Origin of the sequence: Arsenophonus apicola, assembly GCF_020268605.1 — a bacterium.
Lineage (GTDB): Bacteria > Pseudomonadota > Gammaproteobacteria > Enterobacterales > Enterobacteriaceae > Arsenophonus > Arsenophonus apicola.
On sequence record NZ_CP084222.1, the window covers coordinates 3,280,466 to 3,301,428 of the forward strand.

Sequence of the window (20,963 nt, forward strand, 5' to 3'; positions counted from 1 at the left end):
TAAGGAAATCATGTATTTTTTAAACTGCCGCCAAAAACCGATAGCATTTGCTATATCACTTGCTACTTTAATTATCCCCGCTATTAGCTATGCTGAACAGCCATCTTCGGACAAGCAAGCAAACACGGAAAAAAAACATTTAGGTAAAATTCAGGTTTCTGATATGTCACAACAAGATGAACATGGTTATGACAATATCTACGATAAAAATATTTCCAACATTTATATTGGCAAAGAGATGATAGAACGTTTCAAGGGGGCTTCCCCTGCCGATCTGTTTCAATCTACGCCGGGTGTATATAGCGGTGAAGCACGTAATGGCGCGGCAATCGATCCCAATATTCGTGGCATTCAAGGGCAAGGACGGATCCCCTTAACTGTCGATGGTACTGAGCAATCAATTACAGTAACCCGTGGCTACAATGGTGCCAATAACCGAAACTATCTTGATCCTAATTTAATTAGTTCAATTGAAATTGAAAAAGGGCCTTCGCTATCACGTCATATTAAAAGTTCGATCGGCGGTGGCATTACTATTAAAACAATTAATATTAATGACATTCTGCCAGCAAATGAAAACTTTGGTTTCGCGGTTAAATTAGAAGGTAGCAATAACGCGATTAAGCCGCAACTCAAAAATTTACCATTAGGCGAGGACTATCGTAATCTTCCTGGAGGAATGAAATCTTATGCCTTTTTATTTGATGATCCTTTAATCAATATCCATCCCCATCATTACCATGATAGAAAATTAGGCGGTTTGGATGATTATGCTTATCGGGTTGCCATTGGCTTGCGCCAAGAGAAATTTGATTTATTGCTGGCCTCAAGTTATCGCAATAAAGGCAACTATTTTGCCGGTACCAGGGGAGCAAATCGTTATCGTTATTCGCTTACTAATGAGAAGAAAAAAGAATTTACCAACCCTAGAATAATAATCGATCCTTATATGCCTTTTGTTGCCAATATTTATCATCCAGGCAAAGAAGTGCCTAACACGTCCAACATGATGAAATCGCTGTTGCTAAAAAATAATTGGCATCTGGCTGATGATTTAACGGTTAATTTTACTTATCGCGATTCCCGACTGGAATTTGGTGATATTATGCCCTCTCGACTGGGTTTTGTTGATGTCGAACATAATTTGGTTCCGCAATGACCTTTAGCTCAGGTGCACCAAAAAGCCGGTAGTGCCAGCCTTAAATACCAACCGCTTGATAGTCGATGGTTCGATTTTTATCTGAGTGCTTGGTTTAATCATACTGATGCAAATACCAATAGTGCAGGCGGCTACCCAAGAGCCCCAAAGGACAGAGATGCTGATTGGGATACTAACACCTTCTATAAGTTTGGCACCGCAATTAAAAATCCCACTATTGATGGTAGTTTAATCAATAGCGCTAATAATAGTAATGAAAATAATCGCTGGGGTTTGGACATTAGTAATATATTTACCCTGACACCTAATTTAAATCTTACCCTGAACGGCCGCTTTCAGAATGAAAAATTAATTAACCATACGGAATATACTGGTGTAAGGGTTAGTTATTTCCAATATCCAGGCAAAGAAGGCCGTCGGCAAGAGTATCAACTGGGGTTTAAATTCGACTGGCAACCGGTGGAATTCTTAACTTTCTCCGCCGGCGCCAATTATGTGACTTATTGGTCAATTGATGATCTAGTCAATAGAAAAAGAACTGAAAAAATAAGCGGCTACCAAAAGAGCGGCTATCTTGCCGGCTATAATGTACCCTTTTTTCAATCAGTTAATCAACAAGATTATGACAATGATGCTTATGCCGATGACTGGAAGAAACGAATAAAAAAACTAGCTGCCAACAAACACCATATTTATAAGACAGAAATAGCTCGATTAACAGAGGCCTTAGCCGATAATAAAAATCAACTTAATGAGCAGCAAAAAATAGCGCTAACAAACAATATCGATAAATTAAAAAAACAACGTATCGAGCTAACGCTGGCAACAAGAAAACAGTATACACAACAAGATGAATACCTGATTCAGATAGGTACTAACAAGCAAGTGCAAAAACCCGATATAAATGGAACCAATTATCGACCAAAATCGATTACCTTACTTTACAACCCTAACGATGGAAAATTGCATAAAAAGGATAACCCTTTCTTTAACGGTAAAATAAATATAGATGAAGAAACGATTGATGCTAAAACTGGAAAACGGTAAAACGCTATTATTCTGATCAGATTACAGATGGGGATAAAATTCTTGTTGCTCGGCCAGAAGACACGCTATGGCAAAAAGAGAAAAAACGCAAAGATCACGGTATTGCCCCTGTCCTCTCAGCGGGCATATCGATCACGGATGATTTAAGTGTTTATCTTCGTTATGCCGAATCAGTCAGAATGCCCAGCTTATATGAAGACGGCGTTGGCTTTTCCGACGAACGTCGAATTGTTATGGGTGAAAAAACCAAACCGGAACGCGCTAAAACACAAGAATTTGGTATTCACTATAATTTGGCAAATCTATTAAAAACAGAAAAACACGCTGATATTAAATTAATCTATTTTGACACCACGATAGAAAACGTATTCGATCGTGATATGGCATATAATTTTACCCAAATGGATAGACAGTTATTATCCGGTATTGAAATACAGACGCGTTATGATAATGATTTTATTTTTAGTGATATTAGTTACGTTTATAATATAAAAAATAAAGTTTGTGATCTTAATACCAGTCATTATTTAGATCCTTATAATCAACACAATATTCCAGAATGTATTGATGGTGGTTTTCCGGGTGGTTTTTTACGTACTGCAATTCAACCTAAATACTCCCTGAATATGAATTTAGGTGCTCGTTTATGGGATAAAAAAATCAAAATTGGCAGTCGATTTACCTATCATAGTAAAGCAGAAAATCGTGATGAAAAGCATTTGATGATAATTAAACCTAATTCCTATTTAGGTACGAATAATAATCCAATGCGTTGGGATCCAATTTTTACAATTGATGCCTATGTGGATTATAAAATTAATGACAATATGTCAGTAGAATTAACCGGAACCAATTTAACTGATGAATATTATCTCGACCCGTTAACTCGCTCTATGATGCCTGCTCCGGGAAGAACTTTTAAACTTAGTTTTAATAGTAAGTTTTAATTAAATAAACAATAACACAACCATATTAAACCAACTAAAATATTGAGATAAAAAATTATGATAAGACTGTTAGCTTATATTGTATTATCTATTATTTTACATATTGCTTTAATATGGCTGTGCTTATCGACTTCGGCTAATTCTACGCCGACATTAGCCAGTCACCATAATATTTCTCCTAATACAACAATTACCTTGATCTCAGCCAGTATAGAAACTACATCAGAAATAAATAGATCTTCTAGTGAATCGCTACCAATTATTCTACCTGATTCACCAGTAAATCCAGTACTAGCCGTTGAGCAGAAACAAGAAAAAATCAATAATAAAAAGAAAATAACAGCGGTCAAAAAAACTAATAATAAAACTTTCTCAGAAACCAAGAAGGAAATAAATAAGAATAAGAATCCATCGGTTTATCCCGCAGAGAATTTCAACGGCAATAATGACACCACCATGCAAGGCGGGGCTCTAAATCATGATCCTTCTCAAATAAAGGTAGGTGAACAAAAAGAAGGTGAACGCTATTATTCACTAGTCAAACAAGAAATTGAGCGCAATAAAATATATCCCCGTCAAGCCAGAAAAAAACGCCATCGTGGGCGAGTATTATTACAATTTAATATTAATACTGACGGTAGCTTATATGACGCTAAAATCATTCGCTCTTCTGGTTTCAATACCCTTGATAAGGCCGCATTAACGGCCATTGCAAAGAGTCGTTCGATCGGACCTAAGCCTGTTCATATAAGTTCAACCATGAGTACCGAAGTAGAGTTCAACCTAGATAGAAATTAAATATAATACTACTTAATAAGCAACCTACATTTTAATCTCTTTTTGAACTAAATGAAGAGTGAGTACCTACAAGAATTCAACTAGGATCTGTTTTAACCGTGGCCGACTGTGCCGTTGTTAACTGAGCCAACACAGCTACCATTAATTGATAAAAAAATAAAACGCACAACAAGGAAAGAAGTGCGTTTTTGATGTCGATTAACTTACTGAAATTAAGACTAAATTTATTATTTTTTTTAACTGTTTATTCTACTTAGTAAATATCACATACTTGTACGATCATTTAATAATGATTACTTTTACTACTTTGCCCATTAGTATTTCATTACTTGTATCGATATAAAATCGATAAATTAATCCCTTTTATGTTATTTATACATCCCTTAGCTTTATTATTAATATTTTTTCATCGTCAAAAACGGTTATTCCTGGTTTTATTTTTGCTAACTTAAATTTACCTCGTTAGAATCAATATATCCGTACCTCTATTTTCTCCATCGTTTTTTAAATTTAAAATATAAATATACCCTGGTATTGGCAAAAGCCTTTAAACTAACTATAAGATTTTTAAATAAAAAACCGCTAAACTTATAATAAAAACAAAGCTGTTATATCTTCTTTTGTTAACTACATTAAACAAATTCTAAGTTATAAAAAAGGTTAATAATTAGCCTTGATTATTAGGTGATTTTCTGCTAATAGAATAAACCAAATTACTTTAATGCCAGTAAAATAACACGATGATTGAAAGATAAAACTAAACCTAAAATTAACATAAAACCTTAAAATATATAAAAAATCTAACATCATCAATTCATTGATTAAAAACTAAAAAAACATGATAAAAAAGATTTATAACATGAATAACTAATTGATATACACAAAATTTAAAAATATTTTTTAGCAACAAACAACAAGGATGATACTAATATGAAATTTATACTTACCGATAAAGAAAATATTGCAGAAGAAAATACTATCATCGATAGTCTGTGGAAACATAACTCCAACTTTACCACTGTAGATATGCATCCGCTAAGAGTGACTTTAATGGATAATGAAAACATTGTTGGTGGCTTGATTGCCAGAACATGGTGGGGTGGCTTAGATATCCAATATCTATGGATAGCAGAAAACTACCGAAAAAAGGGCTTTGGAAAAGATTTAATGAATAAAGCAGAAAATGAAGCAATAAAAAGAAAGTGCCATATGGCCTATGTTGATACTTTTGACTTTCAAGCTGTTAATTTTTATAAAAAATTAGGCTATAAGGAATATGGCCACTTAGACAAATTTGCACACTGTTACACCCGCTATTATTTATCAAAGCCGCTTAAAAGCACAGATGTTTGCTAAATGGGTTAACTGTAACGACTAATCTACTATTACTATTTGGAGCGACCAGCTAATTATGTTATGAGTGGTCGCCATTATTACAATTTTTTCCGTTGTTAACTGTTATTTATCTTTTAATTATACTTAATAAACCGTAAATAATACTTGCAGCGAGGAGAGAATTAACCGTTGGTATACCTGTTTCCACTGTTATGCCAAGAATACTGGCTATTACACAGGCGAAAACAGCATTCCAACCAATTAAAGGTGTATCTTTATTGGCTGGGATTTTCTCCCCTTGTAGCGTTTCCTTAAGAATATTTCTATGAGTCTTTATAATAAAATAATCCGTTAGCATAACACCAACTATTGGCGGAAAAATAACCCCAAGAATAGTCAAAAAACCAACAAACCTGTCTAAAATACCTAAAACAGAAAGAGTTGTACCAATAATACCAATGGATAAAGTCAGAATTGTGTAATTAACTTTTTTGCCCGTCAATATTGAAATTGAATTGGCAATACTCAATGACGATGAATAAAGATTAATATCATTAACCCGCAAAGTAGAAAAGATGACTACTAATAAACCAATACCTCCAGCCGTTTGCGTCATAATGGTTACGACATCTGCCGTATTTTGTGCCCTGGCTAATAATATTGCCAGTCCATTAATAACAAATTCACCAAGAATAATTGATACCATAACCATCCAAAATACCTGACGACTATTTTTTGAGTATCGACTCATATCTGGCGTAATAAGAGTGGCAACGATACATCCTCCCATGATTAAAGTAATTGCAGAAGATAAGGTTATCGTTTCACCACTAGGAACTGACTGAATCAAATCCATCATATTATGATGCTCAAGAATTCCTGCTGAGATAAATAAAATCACGATGACAAAAAAAGGAACCGCAATCCAAGCAGTAAATCGTAATGCTTTAAAACCAAAAGCAACTAAGATCGTCAAAAATAAACCAGATAATGTAGCTGACCATTCAAAGCCTAATTTATTGCCTAAAGCATAATTAAGTCCTTTAGCAAAGACAGCATTTTGTACTCCAAACCAACCGACCAAGCTAATGGCTATTGTAAGGCTGACCAAAACTGAACCAATACGCCCAAAACCACACCATCTGGCTAAAAGACTACTGGATAACCCTTCTTTCATTCCCGCAAAGCCTAAAGCAAAGGTAATAACGCCAAAAATAATACTACTAATGAAAATAGCTAAAAAAGCGTCAGTTAAAGTCATTGAATTACCTAGTACTGCGCCTAGCATAAATTGATCTAACGCAGTTAACATTCCAGCATGAACTAATGTAACACTCAGAAATGATAAACGTATATTAGTGGGAACACGACTTGTTGGATAGTTATCTATTAAGTTCATATAATTAATTCACTTTGTTATGAAAAGAACACCTGGAGTTAAAAAACGTTCAGGTATAAAGTTATCAAGAGAATAAGTTTTACAGTATTCAATAAGTTGTCTGGCTGAATTAACACCCGTTTTTTGATAAATAACCTGTAATTTATGATTTACTGTTATAGGTGAGAGGTTTAAATATTTCGCTATTTCTTTACTACCGAGTCTTTGTTGAAGCAAAAATATTATTTCAAGTTCTCGTTTGGAAAAAAAACAGCTTTCTTGATAAGTTTTTAATATATTGACAGCTTTTTTTCATGATAGATCAATGGGTTTATATTAAGTATTTTTTTTGCATTCCATAAAATTGCAATACATTGTTTATCTTTATTTAAAATAGGTATTTTTTCACTGATATAAGGTATTAAGATTGGACTCCCATTCCAGTAATCTATTTCAATTACTCTCGTCGTAGAAGATTCAATTTTCGTTAATTCGTCATGTTCTTTAAACACCTGAAATAATTCACTCCAAGTAGTAGGAAATGCTTTATCCATTTTACCTTCGATAGAAAAATTTTTTGGTGTATTTGTGAAGAGACGAGCAGAATTATTCATATAAATATGTTCTGACTTTATACTTTTAATTCCCCAAGGTTCATCTAGATTTTCTACCATCGTAATAATTGAATCGATAATATTAATGGATTTATCATTGATATTATTGCTCATCAACACCTCTTAATAACTTAGGTAAATAATATCATATGTAATTTCATAAGGTGATAAGATGGATTTGAAAATAGTTTTTTTTCAAAAAATATTTAATTTTATAATCCTAAATTTTAACTTTCTTTCTCACATTAAAAAATAACATTAAGATTATTAAATCGAAATAGTCGTTCACAGCAAAATAATTTTTTTATTAAGTAATACATTCAATATCAATGCTTCTATTGGAAAGCTTTTATGCTATCGCAATAATAACTTGACAAGATTGCAGATGGATGAGGCTCTAAAGCAGCAATAATACACTTTTCACCCATTGAAAAAAGGCGAATAAGTCTATTTTTTAGTATCTTTGAGTTTAATCCGAATTTATGGGAAATAGATGATAGAGTTATATTTTCTTGTAATGCAGCAACAAAGTTAGCGCCGTGCCAGTTATAGCTAAAATCAAGCATTTTTACTATCCCTTTTCTTTTGGAGGCGATCCAGATAAGGTTTGCAGACCGGCACTAACTCCGGCGAGCCTTTCGGCTCCCCTACCTGAACCGCCATAAAGGGCGCTACAAGTAGCACTGGTAAAACTTTTTACCAGTGTGTTAGTGAACAAGGCTGCAAAACCTCGGTTATTAGCGTCTACCAATAACGATATTACTTTAGCTGATTACGAATTATGACTCAATAGTTAATTAAACAATTTACAACTTTACGTAAAAGTGCAAAATTGTCTTCATATATTTATTTTATCAAATAGTATGTTGTTAATTTAACATCACGGTTTTACTGTTAGATTATGCTAGTCCCTTGGCCTGATTTCCGCTTTTTCTGCTAGCCTGATAATTAAAAACTAATTTTAAAAATATTAAATTTTTTCATTTTTATTGATTTAATTAATGAATTAACATTTTAATATATTTATCTGCGAGCAAAACCTCTTAATCCATTAAACCTTTATAATCAGTCAACCATTCAAACAATTACCCATTTTTATCCACTTTGATATTCATCAATGCCAATTTAGTCACTTATTGGTTGTTAGATACTTTTCGATCGAACAATTTAAGCATGTCCCGCGCAGCCTGTCGGTCCGCCGCCATTGCCGTTACAACTAAATCTGCACCATGCACGGCATCTCCACCGGCAAATATTTTATCGTTGCTAGTTTGTGTCAACAAACGTCCTTGACCGCCGGTTTGGATCAAACCCCAATCATCAAGGTTAATATTGTGTCCCTGTAACCATGGCATATCATGTGGCTGAAAACCAAAAGCAATGATTAACACATCGACCGCCAGTTCAAATTCTGAGCCGGCAATCAGTTGCAGTCTTCGCCGTCCATCTTTACCTGGCTCCGCCAACTGAACACGCGTAAGTTTTACTGCTGATACTTTTCCAGTATCATCTAGCACAATGTGCTGAGCTGAAACGTTAAATAAGAATTCAACACCTTCTTCTCGTGCATTAATCACCTCTTTTTTCGAACCAGGCATGCTAGCTTCATTGCGTCGATAAGCACAGGTTACACTGGCAGCATTAAGTCGTACTGCCGTACGCAGACAATCCATTGCAGTATCACTGCCTCCTACCACCACCACTTTTTTATCGGTTATATCAACCCAAGGATAGCGAGGATCATCGTCTAATCCCATCACCTGCCGCGTGCTGGCCGTCAAAAAATCTAGCGCCTGTATCACGCCTGGCGCATGCTCATTTTCCAACCCAATGTTCATCAAACCATACGTTCCTGTACCGAGGAAAATAGCATCATAATCATTAGTCAACGTAGAGAAAGGGATATCCTGACCAATTTCGCAATTAAGATGAAACTGAATACCCATCTCACTGAAGATATTGCGTCTTGAGCTCAATAACTGCTTATCAAGTTTGAAAGGGGGGATACCAAAAGTTAGTAATCCACCGATCTCGGGATGACGCTCATACACATCAGCCTTAACCCCCGCTCGTGCGAGGATATCAGCACAACCTAGACCAGAAGGTCCTGCACCGATTATCGCTACTCGTTCCGAACGCGGAATTACTTGCGATAAATTTGGTCGCCAGCCTTGTGCCAGTGCAGTGTCAGTAATATAGCGCTCCAAATTTCCAATAGCGACCGATCCACTATGTTGTTTCAGAGTACATGCTCCTTCACATAACCTATCTTGTGGGCAAACACGACCACATATTTCTGGTAAAGAACTAGACTGATGGCATAATTCCACCGCGTCCATAATGTTTCCTTTACTGACTAACTGAATGAAATCTGGAATGTGGTTATGTAAAGGGCATGTTAAGTTGCAATACGCTTTTTGTGCGCAATAGAGGCAACGTGTGCTTTCATAAAGAGCTTGCTGCTCATCAAGTCCAATATAAATCTCGACAAAATGCTGAATACGTTGTTGAGCAGAAACTTTCTGCGCCCCTTTTCGCAGCGGCTTATTTAATATCTGTTTACGCTGCGGCTGTTTTTCGAACTGGCGAAAATCTCTGCTATCTATCGTCCTTTGTTGTCTCTCTTGGCGCAAAGTTAACAACGTCTGCTCATCAACAATCCTTAATGCTTGCGTGGGACAATGTGTCACACAAGCTGGCTGGCCTGTATTTATTGTCTGACACATATCACATTTTTGCGCCAGGACGATATCTGAATCCACTGCCAGTACCATATCAATAGCGCCGAACGGGCAGGCTATAATGCAACTTTTACAACCGATACAGCGAGTTTGATCAAGCTGAACGGTTGCGTTAACAAAAGATAATGCATTCACCGGACAACTGGTAATACAAGGTGCGTTATTACAATGACGGCAGGTTACCGCAATACTGTTTTTTGCCTCGTTCAATACTCTGATACGCGGGACAAATTCACGTGTGCTCCGTGGCCAACATTGATGATTATGAGCAACCACACAGGCAATTTCACAAACATGACAACCGATGCATTCACTTGGATCAGCAATAATCATTTTATTCATTCGCTCTCCTAGCTGGTAAGCTCAGGTATATTGTTCCAATAAGGATGCAATAATTGGGCAAACTTTTTTAATAATTTATGCTTAACTTAGAATTTTGCGATTTACATCAAAAAGTTGCCTTTATCATGTTTAGCACTCTTCATTTTTTTGTCATAAAGTATTCTCACTTTGAGAATCACGTATCACAGTGAAACAAGAAAATATCGCTTTTCGACTAGTAAAAGCCAGATAAAAGTAAATTTTGCCGCTGATCCAAATAATATCGCTCACAGCTTTAACACTAAGTTGAAAACAAATAGTCGTAATCAGCCACTTTTCTTATATTCTCAAGATGAGAATTAGCCTCAAGTATAAAATATGATTATCTGGTCCGTTTTTAACAATACTTTGCCATTCCCCAGCCTAGCCACCAACAAAACGTGACTTAATTCACGAATGACACCAACACTTTTACCTCTTTATTCATATTGGCATGGGTTACGCATAGTTATTGATATTTGCTGAAATGCTGATTGGATCAATTTAGATTAGTTTGTATGCCAAATACTGTTCTAATATGCACATTAACTGTTCTTTCCAAACACCGATCAGCCCGGTTAACGAAGTACTCACCAACAGGAGTGATGTAACTTTATGAAAGGATCTGTTCTCTCCAAGCACCAATCAGCCCCAGTTAACGAAGTCCTGCCCATTGGGCAAATGATACTTTACGGGCTGCAACATGTCTTAGTGATGTATGCAGGCGCAGTCGCCGTTCCATTAGTTATCGGTAATGCTGTTGGCTTACCCGTTGAGCAAATTATTCTATTAATTAGTACTGATCTGTTTATCTGTGGTATAGCGACCATTGCCCAATCCTTCGGCTTTGGCTCATGGATTGGCTGTCGCTTGCCATTAGTGCAAGGCTGCACATTTGCCGCACTGGTTCCCATGATACTAATCGGTAAACAGTATGGCATTAGCGGCATTTCCGGCGCCGTAATTATCGCGGGATTATTCACGCTGATATGCTCACCCTGGATATGCCATCTTGTGCGCTTTTTCCCTAAAGTTGTCATGGGTTCGATTGTAACACTGATTGGACTTTCACTGATGCCGGTAGCAGGCAATTGGATTATTAGCGGCAATAATGGGGGCATTCTTCCGCTTGTCATGGCGGCACTGACACTCATTATTATTCTTCATATTTATCATTTTATGACTGGAATGATTAAAAATATTGCGGTGCTTCTTGGTTTAATAGGTGGTACGGTTATTTGGAGTTTCTTTCTGCCCCTTGATTTTCATTTCGTTAATTCAACGCCTTGGGTTAATTTTCCCAAAATCATGTGGCTGGCTAAGCCAGAATTTCACATTATTCCAGTCGCATTGTTGTCTATGGTTATGGTGGTAGTGATGATAGAAACCATGTCATCAATGATAATGATTGGTGATATGGTTGACAAAAAGGCCGATGCTACCACTTTACGTAACGGTCTCAACGCCTGCGGTATTGCAACTATGGTAGGAGGGCTGTTTAATCTTTTTCCTTATGCTGCGTTTGCACAAAATGTTGGGTTGATTGGTCTTACTGGTGTGCGTAGCCGCTTCGTGGTCTCTGTATCGGGTGTGCTCCTTATTTTAATGGGCATGTTTGCCAAAATGGCGGCACTGGTTGTGGCAATTCCTAAACCGATATTGGGCGGGGCCGGCGTCATTATGTTTGGTATGGTCGCCGTATCGGGAATTCGCACACTCAGCAGTATTACCTATCGACATAATAATAACGAAATGGTGGTGGCATTAACATTAGGTTTAGGCCTGATGCCTATCATGGTGCCACATTTATTTGAAGGATTTCCTAGCATGATGCAAATGTTCCTTCATAGCGGCATTACCATAGGCACAGTGATCGCTATTTTAGCTAATTTAACGCTCAACAAGGCATCGTCCGCGCCCATAAAAGAAACAGATCCTTCATCACAATATGCTCCGATAAGAGCAATAAAGCGATGGTTATCAATGAAAAAAACCGAGAAGGATCAGGAAAATTAGACAAAAAATGGACAATTTACCAATACATCTACTCATTAACGGATTAATCATTAATATATAAGCCATATCCCCAGATTTGAACCAGTATTGGGTTCGCTGTTTTTACTAGCCTTTGTTATAGGTGACATACTTAAACTGAGGCTAAGTTGTAAGGCCAACTCAATAGCATTATCTGTCAATCTCATAGCAATCAAGACTAACCCCCTGTCTTCCTATGACCTTACCCTCTTGATAAAAATAAAATGGACGCCAGCTTGGTCATTTTCACTGAGTAAGATAATAGTATATTAGGTAGCTTACCCCTCAGTCATTACACCGAAATTTAGCTTCACAAGGCGATAAAGATATTATCTTTGGTATTGCTTGCCATTGATAAGAATACAGTTATTATATTTAACATCAGCAAAAAAACATTTTGTACAGTATACCCACTATCGAGTTATTGGAAGAATAGGGTTGTTTCACTTCTATCAGCAGTGATCATTTGTTCAATTTTTTTATTAGGCTGCATGCTATTGCACTAACTGAAAATACAGCTATCAGTAAGTAAGCTATATTATAGCAAAGTATATTTCTTAATATTAATGAGTTTTTAATTTATTAGTTTAAAATATTTATATTGATTGATATTATCTTTCAAAGAGCTAATTAAATCATGTTTAACTCTATCAATGGGATTTTGATTTAAACTTGTTATCCAAGATAAGGTATCTACAAATAGTCATTTTTAACCACTATTAAATATTATTTTTTGTTTATTTAGTCAAAAATAAATATAATTAACTGTAGCTGCTAAAATTTTAATCAAAATTTTTTATAGTATTAAGATAACAGTTAAATAAATATCTAATCTAGATGGCTTCGAATACTTATATGAATTTAAAAATTTTCTTTTAAATCTTTGCTTATATTTTCAATTAAATGATTTTATTTTTAAATGAGTTAATGTATTCTGTCTTTTTAGTGATAACCAATATCAGATTTAATGAATCAACATAATAAATAACATGATAATCAATTAGTTATAATATGTTTTTTGAAAAATTTTATGGAATAAATACTATATAAGATTATTTCTATCCAATTTAGTTTTATTACCACTTATTGATAAAAAATGTACTGATGATGAAGCCAATTTTCTTCTAAAATCGTTTCCATTTTGTTAAAAAAATATTAAAAATAAATTATTTTGCCTAATAGAGAAGAAAGAAAAAGAAGATCCCCAATTACACTTAATGATAAACTAGCTTGAGTTGCTAAAACTGTTTTATGAATGGAGTTTATGATAAAACTTTTAGGCTGGATTATTAAGAGAAAAATATCCTAATCTGGCTTTAATGATAATTATTAAAATCACAGCTTAAAATAGCATCAACGCTTTGTTTATTTTTAAAGCAAAAGTAATACCGTTGGCAATTAAATTTTAGAAATTCAAATAAAAGAAGGATAAATAACATGGAAAAGTCGATTGAAAAAATCATTTATGCATCAAGGTGGCTACTATTTCCTGTTTATATAGGACTATCATTTGGATTTATTTTACTCACTTTAAAATTTTTTCAGCAGATAATTCATATCATCCCTGAACTTTTTACTATCACTGAATCAGGATTAATATTGACGGTTTTATCACTTGTTGATATTGCACTAGTTGGTGGACTTTTAGTTATGGTGATGTTTTCAGGTTATGAAAACTTTATTTTAAAAATGACCGTTGATGATAAACATCAAAAATTGAGCTGGATGGGAAAAATGGACGTTAATTCCATTAAAAATAAAGTTGCCTCATCAATTGTTGCGATTTCTTCAGTTCATCTTTTACGACTGTTTATGGAAGCTGAAAAAGTGCCGGATAATAAAATAATGTGGAGTGTTATTATCCACTTAGCTTTTGTTTTATCTGCCTTTGGTATGGCTTATATTGATAGAATGAGTAAAAGTACCAAAAGCTAGTCGACTAATTTAAATTATTTTATTCAGTACTGAATAACGATATGAAATAATTATTTTCTTTACGCCACAGCTAAATACATATGCAGTGGCTACTTACTAACTGCAATAAAATTCTTAGAATAAAATAAAGACTATTTGAGTAGTAATAATTAATGTAAAATTAAAAGCTTTATTTATTTTGATAAATACTATTAATAAAAAATAGATAAATTTATCAACACCTATTTTATATCCAATAATATTGTTATAAATCTTAATATAAAAATCATAAAATTATGATTATTCAATTTAATGATAAGATAATAATATTTTAGCTAACTTAACAACCCTCGACTTTTAGGCCGAGGTGAATGTCATCATTAGACTAAACCAAATTTCTGAATATCATCTGCTGAAATAAATTTGTCTGCTTATCGGGAGTAATTATTTTTTGTTCGATAAGTTTTACACAATTTTCTGCATTATACTTTAATTCTTGTAAAAGTTCTTCTGGATCTAATATGCTGGAATAATTTCTAGGATCATCACCAAAATCAATTGGATTGAATTTGCTTTCATAACGATCCCACAGGATATTATCTTGTTGTAAATCTGAATGAAAAATATTTTTTTCTACCATAGTCGCCAACATAGATTCAAATTTTTCAATTGCATCTGTCGGTAACGAATCTATCTTACTTAAAGGTATACCGGCGATTTTCTTCATTCTGACAAATAAATTTTCCTCATCATAATAAATTTTTGCACTGTCTTCGCCATAGTAGTGACAAAAAAAAGCAATAGATTTTTCAATGGTGCCAAGCTCACTGTCATCCAAGTAGTTGTAGTTTTCATGGTATTTTTTTAAAACATAATTTTCATCATTATCTTGAAAAACTTCACCATCAACGCCTGAATGGATCGGGTGGTTAGCAAAATAAGATAAGGTACAGACATTTCCCTCTTGATCAATAACGTTCGTTTCAATAGGGGCTATTTTGTATTGCTCTGCCCAATCGGGAATTTGTTGACATTGTAAATAATGGATAGCAAATTCTAATGAGTTATGGCAACTATTTGCCGGAAAATCATATTTAGACAATAATTCATGCGCCCACTTTTTGTTCTCTGGACTATCAATTCCGCCCAAACTTTCAATAAGATAGTCTTCTGCTGTCATTCTTCGAGTAGCCGATTAAGAAGCTAAATTTGTATTACAATAAGCACTATTTGTTGCCGTATAATATGACAAAGAAGGGAGCATAGTCTATTAATCCTATTGTTAATCTTAGGGTTAGATTGATTAAAAATTCATAGAACTGATAACTATATTACTGTAATCTTTTTTATGTGAAAAGAAAAATGTAAATAAAAATAACATTATTTATCAAAATTCAAATACAACTTCCATTTAATCATTTTATTAATCACTGACTAAAAAACCGCAGAAGAGAATTATTTAATTGATTATATATTTTTATTATAAGCACAATTATGGCCACTTAAGATTATTTCTGCTCCCACCGTTGCACCACATGGTCATCCAGAGTAATAGGTAAACCATATCGATTTTTACCGGTCTGATTATATTTTCATGTTTCTCTATATCTTGTTTTCATTATTTTAGTAGAAATATCTGCCGGTTTACCTAAAGAATCTATTAATTGATCAGATGTTTGGCCAACCTAAAAATAACGGTTTATTATTTTTTCCACAATTCCCGTATTACCATACTTATTCAGTAAATACTCCTTTCTCTTTTTTGTTGCATAAACATTCCATATAACAATAATAGCCACAACAAAAACAATTAATAACATCAACGCCATTACTAGATACTCCTTTAACTACTAGTAATGTTACAAATCAAACAAAAGGTATAATTCTAGTACTATGCCATGCTGCTTATCATACCAAAATATGATTATAAGCAAATTTCAATGTGAAAAATGAGCATGACACATAGCAATAGAAAAAAGCACAATAATGGAGTTATATATATTTTCTTATAACTAAATAGGTATAAAAATCTTATATAATAATTAGTTATACTGAACGATGAATTTCTGTAAATCTGAATAAAACCGCACTTACTTACCAATACAGAAACTGGAAAAAATACGACCTAATAAATCATCAGAGCTAAATTCTCCTGTAATTTCACTCAATGCTTGTTGAGTCAAACGGAGTTCTTCTGCTAATAACTCGCCTGAATGAGCAACCACTAACTGTTGATAACCTTGCTGTAAATGTTCAGCTGCGATATTAAGCGCTTGAATATGACGGCGTCTGGCTAAGAATCCCCCTTCAATATGCTGATTAAATCCAATGCTTTCTTTCAAATGTTGACGTAATAAATCAATACCCTCTTTTAAATAAGCTGAAAGACATATAAGTGAGTAATCACCAACTTTTGTTATCGCTATTGGTTCATCAGTTATATCTACTTTATTTCTAATGACCGTAATAGGTAAAGACTTCGGCAATCGCGCTATAAATTCTGGCCAAATCTGCTCCGGTTTAGTTGCCTGTGTCGTCGTGCTATCCACCATAAATAAAATATGATCAGCTTGCTCTATTTCCTGCCAAGCTCGTTCAATACCTATCCTCTCAACTTCATCTGTTGCTTCACGCAAACCAGCCGTATCAATAATATGCAATGGCATACCATCAATATGAATATGTTCACGTAATACATCTCGGGTTGTACCAGCAATATCCGTTACAATTGCCGCTTCACGGCCAGATAGTGCGTTTAATAAGCTAGATTTACCGGCATTCGGTCGTCCAGCAATCACAACTTTCATGCCTTCTCGTAATAAGCTGCCTTGGTAAGCTTGTGAACGCACACTATCTAAATGGGCTATCACCTCATTCAATTTTGCTTCTATCTTGCCATCCGATAAAAAATCAATCTCTTCATCGGGAAAATCAATTGCCGCTTCAACGTAAATACGCAAGTTAGTAAGCGCTTCCACCATTTCATAGATCTGTTGCGAAAAAACACCTTGTAAAGAATTTACCGCTGAACGCGCTGCCTGTTCAGTACTCGCATCGATTAGATCAGCAATCGCTTCTGCCTGAGCTAAATCCATTTTGTCATTAAGAAAAGCGCGTTCAGAAAATTCACCTGGATTGGCAATACGGATTTCACCGATCGCTAAAATCCGCTTAAGTAATAAATCAATAATTACCGGACCACCATGTCCTTGCAATTCAAGAACATCTTCACCAGTAAATGAGTTGGGGGCGGGAAAATAGAGGGCTATTCCCTGATCCATCACTTTACCATTACTATCATAGAAAGGAAGGTAATCGGCATAGCGTGGCTGAGGTAATTTACCTAAAACAATGCGGGCAACTTGAATAACTTTTGGCCCAGATATTCGCAAAATACCAACACCACCACGTCCAGGAGGCGTTGCCTGCGCAATAATTGTATCATTAGTATATATACTCATTTTACTCTCAATTGTTACAATAAATATGATTAAGGCGGTCATTAGACCGCCTTAATACATTTTCTATTTTGTTATTTTCATCCATAGCAAATAACAAAATGCCAATACTTATTTTTTATCGCGACTATGTAGGCCACGCTTTTCTAATCCACGATAAATAATTTGTTGTTGAATAATCGTCACTAGGTTACTAACGATATAGTATAAAACCAAACCAGAAGGAAACCACAGGAAAAATACCGTAAAAATAACCGGCATATAGGTCATAATCTTCTGTTGCATAGGATCAGTAACTGTCGTTGGCGACATTTTCTGAATAATATACATCGTTAAGCCCATTAACAACGGCAAAATATAGTATGGATCCTGGGCTGATAGATCTTGGATCCAACCAATGAAGGGAGCATGCCGTAGCTCGACAGAGCCCATCAACATATAGTATAAAGCAAGGAAAATAGGCATCTGAATCAATAAGGGCAGACAACCACCCAATGGATTAACTTTTTCTGCTTTATAGAGCGTCATCATTTCTTGGCTCATGCGTTGCTTATCATCACCAATCCGTTCTTTCATCGCCGCAAGTTTAGGCTGCAACAGACGCATTTTTGCCATTGATGTATATTGTGCCTTGGTTAATGGATACATAATCCCGCGCACAATAAAAGTAATAACGATGATGGAAAAACCCCAATTACCGATAAAACCATGAATAAATTTCAATAACTTAAATAACGGTTGAGAAATAAACCACAACCAACCATAATCAACGGTTAAATCTAAATGAGGAGCAACTGCTGCCATTTCCGCTTGTAATTCAGGACCTACCCACAAGGTTGAAGTGTAATTTTCTTTACTATTAGCCGCTACTGTTATCGGCGAACTCTTATAGCCAATAATAGCAATGGCTTTATCTAAATCAATTGTATAAAAGGTGTTTTGGTTCTGATAGCCGGGGATCCATGCAGTCGCAAAATATTGCTGCAACATTGCGATCCAACCACCTTTGGTATTAACGTTTAAGTTATTATCAGTAATATCACTGAAACTATATTTTTTATAATTCGTTTCATCGGAAGAATACGCTGCACCGCGATAGGTATGTAAAGCAAAATTATTACTTCCTGTATCACGCTCTTTTGGTAGTTCCGCAGTCTGTTTCAATTGACCAAAAAAAGCCAGCGTCAATGGCTTGGCACTGTTATTGTCAATATTATACTCAACAGAAATATTATATTTACCACGTTTTAATACATAGACTTTTTGATAAACTACGCCATCTTTACCTGTGAAGGTAAGAGGAACACGCAGTTCATCTTGGCCATCTTGCAACACATAATTGGTTGCAGTTGAGAGATATAAAGGACGCAATCCGTTATTGTAGCCTGGATTATCGGGACCATCCTGACCGATCAAGCCGCTCTGTGCTTGATAAATAAACTCTTTACTGGTTTCCAATAAACGAAACGGCTCAGATGAGTGTAATTCCTTAGGGTAAAGCAGTAGATCAGCCTCATCAATATCACCTCCGCGAGTATTGATGCGTAATTTAAGCACATCAGTTTTTACGGTGATAAATTTAGCTTGCTCATGACCCAGATTAGCTTGGTCATCATGACTTGGCATATCCATTTGTTTTATGATTTGGTCAGTTTTTATAGGTTGTGTTTTATCACTTTCCCATGTCTGCCAAAGCAAAAACGAAACAAATAGCCAAGCGATGAATAAAAGATTGCGTTGCGAATCCATCGTTAATGTTCTCTATTATGGTCATTCTGTCTAGGTGGGACGGGATCGTCACCACCTCTATGTAAAGGATGGCATTTTAATACGCGTTTCATCATTAACCAACCACCTTTTATCAATCCAAATCGAGATAATACTTCGATTCCATATTGTGAGCAGGTGGGGTTGAAACGGCAGCGGGGCCCTAATAATGGACTTATTAGCAATTGATAACCTCTTATTAGCGAGATTAAGAGCCGCGAGCCAAACGACAGTGACGACGCCATAATTTGCCTAATGTTTCGGTGATTTCTTGATTATTCAAATCAGCTACCCCCTTTCTTACTAATATCACAAAATCCATCGAAGGCAACTCATGCTGATGTAAACGAAAATATTCTCTCGTTAGTCGCTTAATGCGATTGCGTTCATGAGCGCGTTTAACATTTTTTTTTGCGATAGTAAGACCAATGCGCGGGTACCCCAGCTCATTTAGGCGTCCAAGAATGGTTATTTCTGGAGAACTCGCCCTTTGTGGCTGCTGAAAGACATAATCAAAATGCCTGGGAGTTAATAATCTTAACTCCCTAGGAAAAGCAAGCATAACCACTTCGATAGGGTTATTACTTTGAAGAAACGGTCAGACGAGCGCGGCCTTTAGCACGACGACGAGCCAAAACCTGACGACCATTTTTAGTGGCCATACGAGCACGGAAACCGTGAGAACGGTTGCGTTTTAGTACGGACGGTTGAAAAGTGCGTTTCATAGCGGTTTCTACCTAACTTAACAAAATAGTTATTATTGATTCAGTAAATTCGTGGGTGACCAGTGGAACAAACAATACTGGTATATCCAATCGTAACAACACCAATATAGCAAAGAGGCAGGATTGTAATAAAATATCTAGCATTACGCAATGCAGGAGACAAATTCGACGCTTTTCTCCCCCATTAGCTACTATAAAACTTAAACTAATACCCTACTTTTCTTTCTTACCAAGCACTGCCAGAAAACTGGAAAAATGATGATATCACACACAAGGTGCAAAATTATACGGATTCTCATAGAAATCTCAAGGATCATTAAAAGATCAAAAAATTATTTAGCTCAAGATAGAGACTAATTGCCAAGTTTGATCTAAAGTTATCTGTTACTAGGTGTTATGTATATCTAATATATGTGCTAGTATTCTTTATGCTTCCTTATTCATTTTATACATCTTGATCCTAAATTTAATCCTGTGGATAAAAAGTGCTAAAACTGTGTAAAAGAGTGAGGATCTTATTCAAATTTTGCGTTATGATCTATTATAGTGTACTGAGATCATAGCTTGTACAAGCTGATATCCTTTATCGCACAAATTTTCGGTAAATCTTTTCTGAGGTATTAACAGTTTTTATTACCTATTAAATTTAATAATTTTCCATTGGTCTTGTTTTAGGGGAGTCCGTC

18 protein-coding genes are annotated in these 20,963 nt (G+C 35.2%); 7 read left to right on the top strand and 11 right to left on the bottom strand.

Features of this window, described 5'->3' with window-relative positions; all coding sequences use genetic code 11:
* Positions 1-10: 10 nt before the first annotated feature.
* The 5 genes from LDL57_RS15480 to LDL57_RS15500 all read left to right on the top strand — a co-directional run bounded on the left by LDL57_RS15480 (position 11) and on the right by LDL57_RS15500 (position 5,307).
* Positions 11-1,159, top strand: a complete 1,149-nt coding sequence (locus LDL57_RS15480) for a TonB-dependent receptor plug domain-containing protein (protein ID WP_225506668.1) — start codon at positions 11-13, stop codon at positions 1,157-1,159.
* 12 nt (positions 1,160-1,171) lie between these two features.
* The gene (locus LDL57_RS15485; RefSeq protein ID WP_180559086.1) at positions 1,172-2,206 is read left to right on the top strand and encodes a hypothetical protein; all 1,035 of its coding nucleotides are present in this window, start codon (positions 1,172-1,174) and stop codon (positions 2,204-2,206) included.
* Positions 2,207-2,337: 131 nt separating this feature from the next.
* The gene (locus tag LDL57_RS15490) at positions 2,338-3,153 is read left to right on the top strand and encodes a TonB-dependent receptor domain-containing protein (protein ID WP_233458128.1); all 816 of its coding nucleotides are present in this window, start codon (positions 2,338-2,340) and stop codon (positions 3,151-3,153) included.
* Between the two features lie 57 nt (positions 3,154-3,210).
* Entirely contained in the window at positions 3,211-3,951 is a 741-nt protein-coding gene (locus tag LDL57_RS15495) for a cell envelope integrity TolA family protein (protein ID WP_180559087.1), read from the top strand.
* A gap of 930 nt (positions 3,952-4,881) precedes the next feature.
* Positions 4,882-5,307 (top strand): GNAT family N-acetyltransferase, encoded by a 426-nt coding sequence (locus tag LDL57_RS15500; RefSeq protein ID WP_180559088.1) that lies wholly within the window; start codon positions 4,882-4,884, stop codon positions 5,305-5,307.
* A 106-nt stretch (positions 5,308-5,413) separates the two neighbouring features.
* Here LDL57_RS15500 and LDL57_RS15505 read toward each other — a convergent pair whose 3' ends face one another.
* The 5 genes from LDL57_RS15505 to LDL57_RS15525 form a co-directional block, all read right to left on the bottom strand.
* A complete protein-coding gene (locus LDL57_RS15505; RefSeq protein ID WP_180559089.1) occupies positions 5,414-6,685 on the bottom strand; it encodes a cytosine permease in 1,272 nt (423 codons plus the stop codon).
* A 9-nt stretch (positions 6,686-6,694) separates the two neighbouring features.
* The gene (locus LDL57_RS18215; RefSeq protein WP_180559090.1) at positions 6,695-6,901 is read right to left on the bottom strand and encodes a helix-turn-helix transcriptional regulator; all 207 of its coding nucleotides are present in this window, start codon (positions 6,899-6,901) and stop codon (positions 6,695-6,697) included.
* 53 nt (positions 6,902-6,954) lie between these two features.
* Positions 6,955-7,392, bottom strand: a complete 438-nt coding sequence (locus LDL57_RS15515) for a hypothetical protein (protein ID WP_180559091.1) — start codon at positions 7,390-7,392, stop codon at positions 6,955-6,957.
* 221 nt (positions 7,393-7,613) lie between these two features.
* Entirely contained in the window at positions 7,614-7,844 is a 231-nt protein-coding gene (locus LDL57_RS15520) for a helix-turn-helix domain-containing protein (RefSeq protein ID WP_180559092.1), read from the bottom strand.
* A gap of 567 nt (positions 7,845-8,411) precedes the next feature.
* Entirely contained in the window at positions 8,412-10,361 is a 1,950-nt protein-coding gene (locus LDL57_RS15525; protein ID WP_225506672.1) for a glutamate synthase small subunit GltD family protein, read from the bottom strand.
* Positions 10,362-10,994: 633 nt separating this feature from the next.
* Between LDL57_RS15525 and LDL57_RS15530 the strand changes: the two genes are divergently transcribed.
* Both LDL57_RS15530 and LDL57_RS15535 read left to right on the top strand, forming a co-directional pair.
* A complete protein-coding gene (locus LDL57_RS15530; RefSeq protein ID WP_180559094.1) occupies positions 10,995-12,395 on the top strand; it encodes a nucleobase:cation symporter-2 family protein in 1,401 nt (466 codons plus the stop codon).
* A 1,455-nt stretch (positions 12,396-13,850) separates the two neighbouring features.
* Complete coding sequence (locus LDL57_RS15535) at positions 13,851-14,348, top strand: TIGR00645 family protein (protein WP_026822405.1); 498 nt, start codon at positions 13,851-13,853, stop codon at positions 14,346-14,348.
* A 364-nt stretch (positions 14,349-14,712) separates the two neighbouring features.
* Here LDL57_RS15535 and LDL57_RS15540 read toward each other — a convergent pair whose 3' ends face one another.
* The 6 genes from LDL57_RS15540 to rpmH form a co-directional block, all read right to left on the bottom strand.
* On the bottom strand, positions 14,713-15,507 hold the full coding sequence (locus LDL57_RS15540; RefSeq protein WP_180559095.1) for an OspG family effector kinase: 795 nt from the start codon (positions 15,505-15,507) through the stop codon (positions 14,713-14,715).
* 910 nt (positions 15,508-16,417) lie between these two features.
* Positions 16,418-17,782, bottom strand: coding sequence for a tRNA uridine-5-carboxymethylaminomethyl(34) synthesis GTPase MnmE (gene mnmE / locus LDL57_RS15545; protein ID WP_180559124.1), 1,365 nt, complete (start codon positions 17,780-17,782; stop codon positions 16,418-16,420).
* A gap of 114 nt (positions 17,783-17,896) precedes the next feature.
* Entirely contained in the window at positions 17,897-19,534 is a 1,638-nt protein-coding gene (yidC, locus tag LDL57_RS15550) for a membrane protein insertase YidC (RefSeq protein WP_225506674.1), read from the bottom strand.
* A gap of 2 nt (positions 19,535-19,536) precedes the next feature.
* Positions 19,537-19,797 carry a membrane protein insertion efficiency factor YidD gene (yidD, locus tag LDL57_RS15555; protein ID WP_180559097.1) on the bottom strand — a complete coding sequence of 87 codons (261 nt, stop codon included), beginning with the start codon at positions 19,795-19,797 and terminating at the stop codon, positions 19,537-19,539.
* The gene (gene rnpA, locus LDL57_RS15560) at positions 19,761-20,120 is read right to left on the bottom strand and encodes a ribonuclease P protein component (RefSeq protein WP_026822410.1); all 360 of its coding nucleotides are present in this window, start codon (positions 20,118-20,120) and stop codon (positions 19,761-19,763) included. The genes yidD and rnpA overlap by 37 nt, the downstream gene beginning before the upstream one ends.
* Before the next feature lie 13 nt (positions 20,121-20,133).
* The gene (rpmH, locus tag LDL57_RS15565; protein WP_004906236.1) at positions 20,134-20,277 is read right to left on the bottom strand and encodes a 50S ribosomal protein L34; all 144 of its coding nucleotides are present in this window, start codon (positions 20,275-20,277) and stop codon (positions 20,134-20,136) included.
* Positions 20,278-20,963 lie beyond the last annotated feature (686 nt).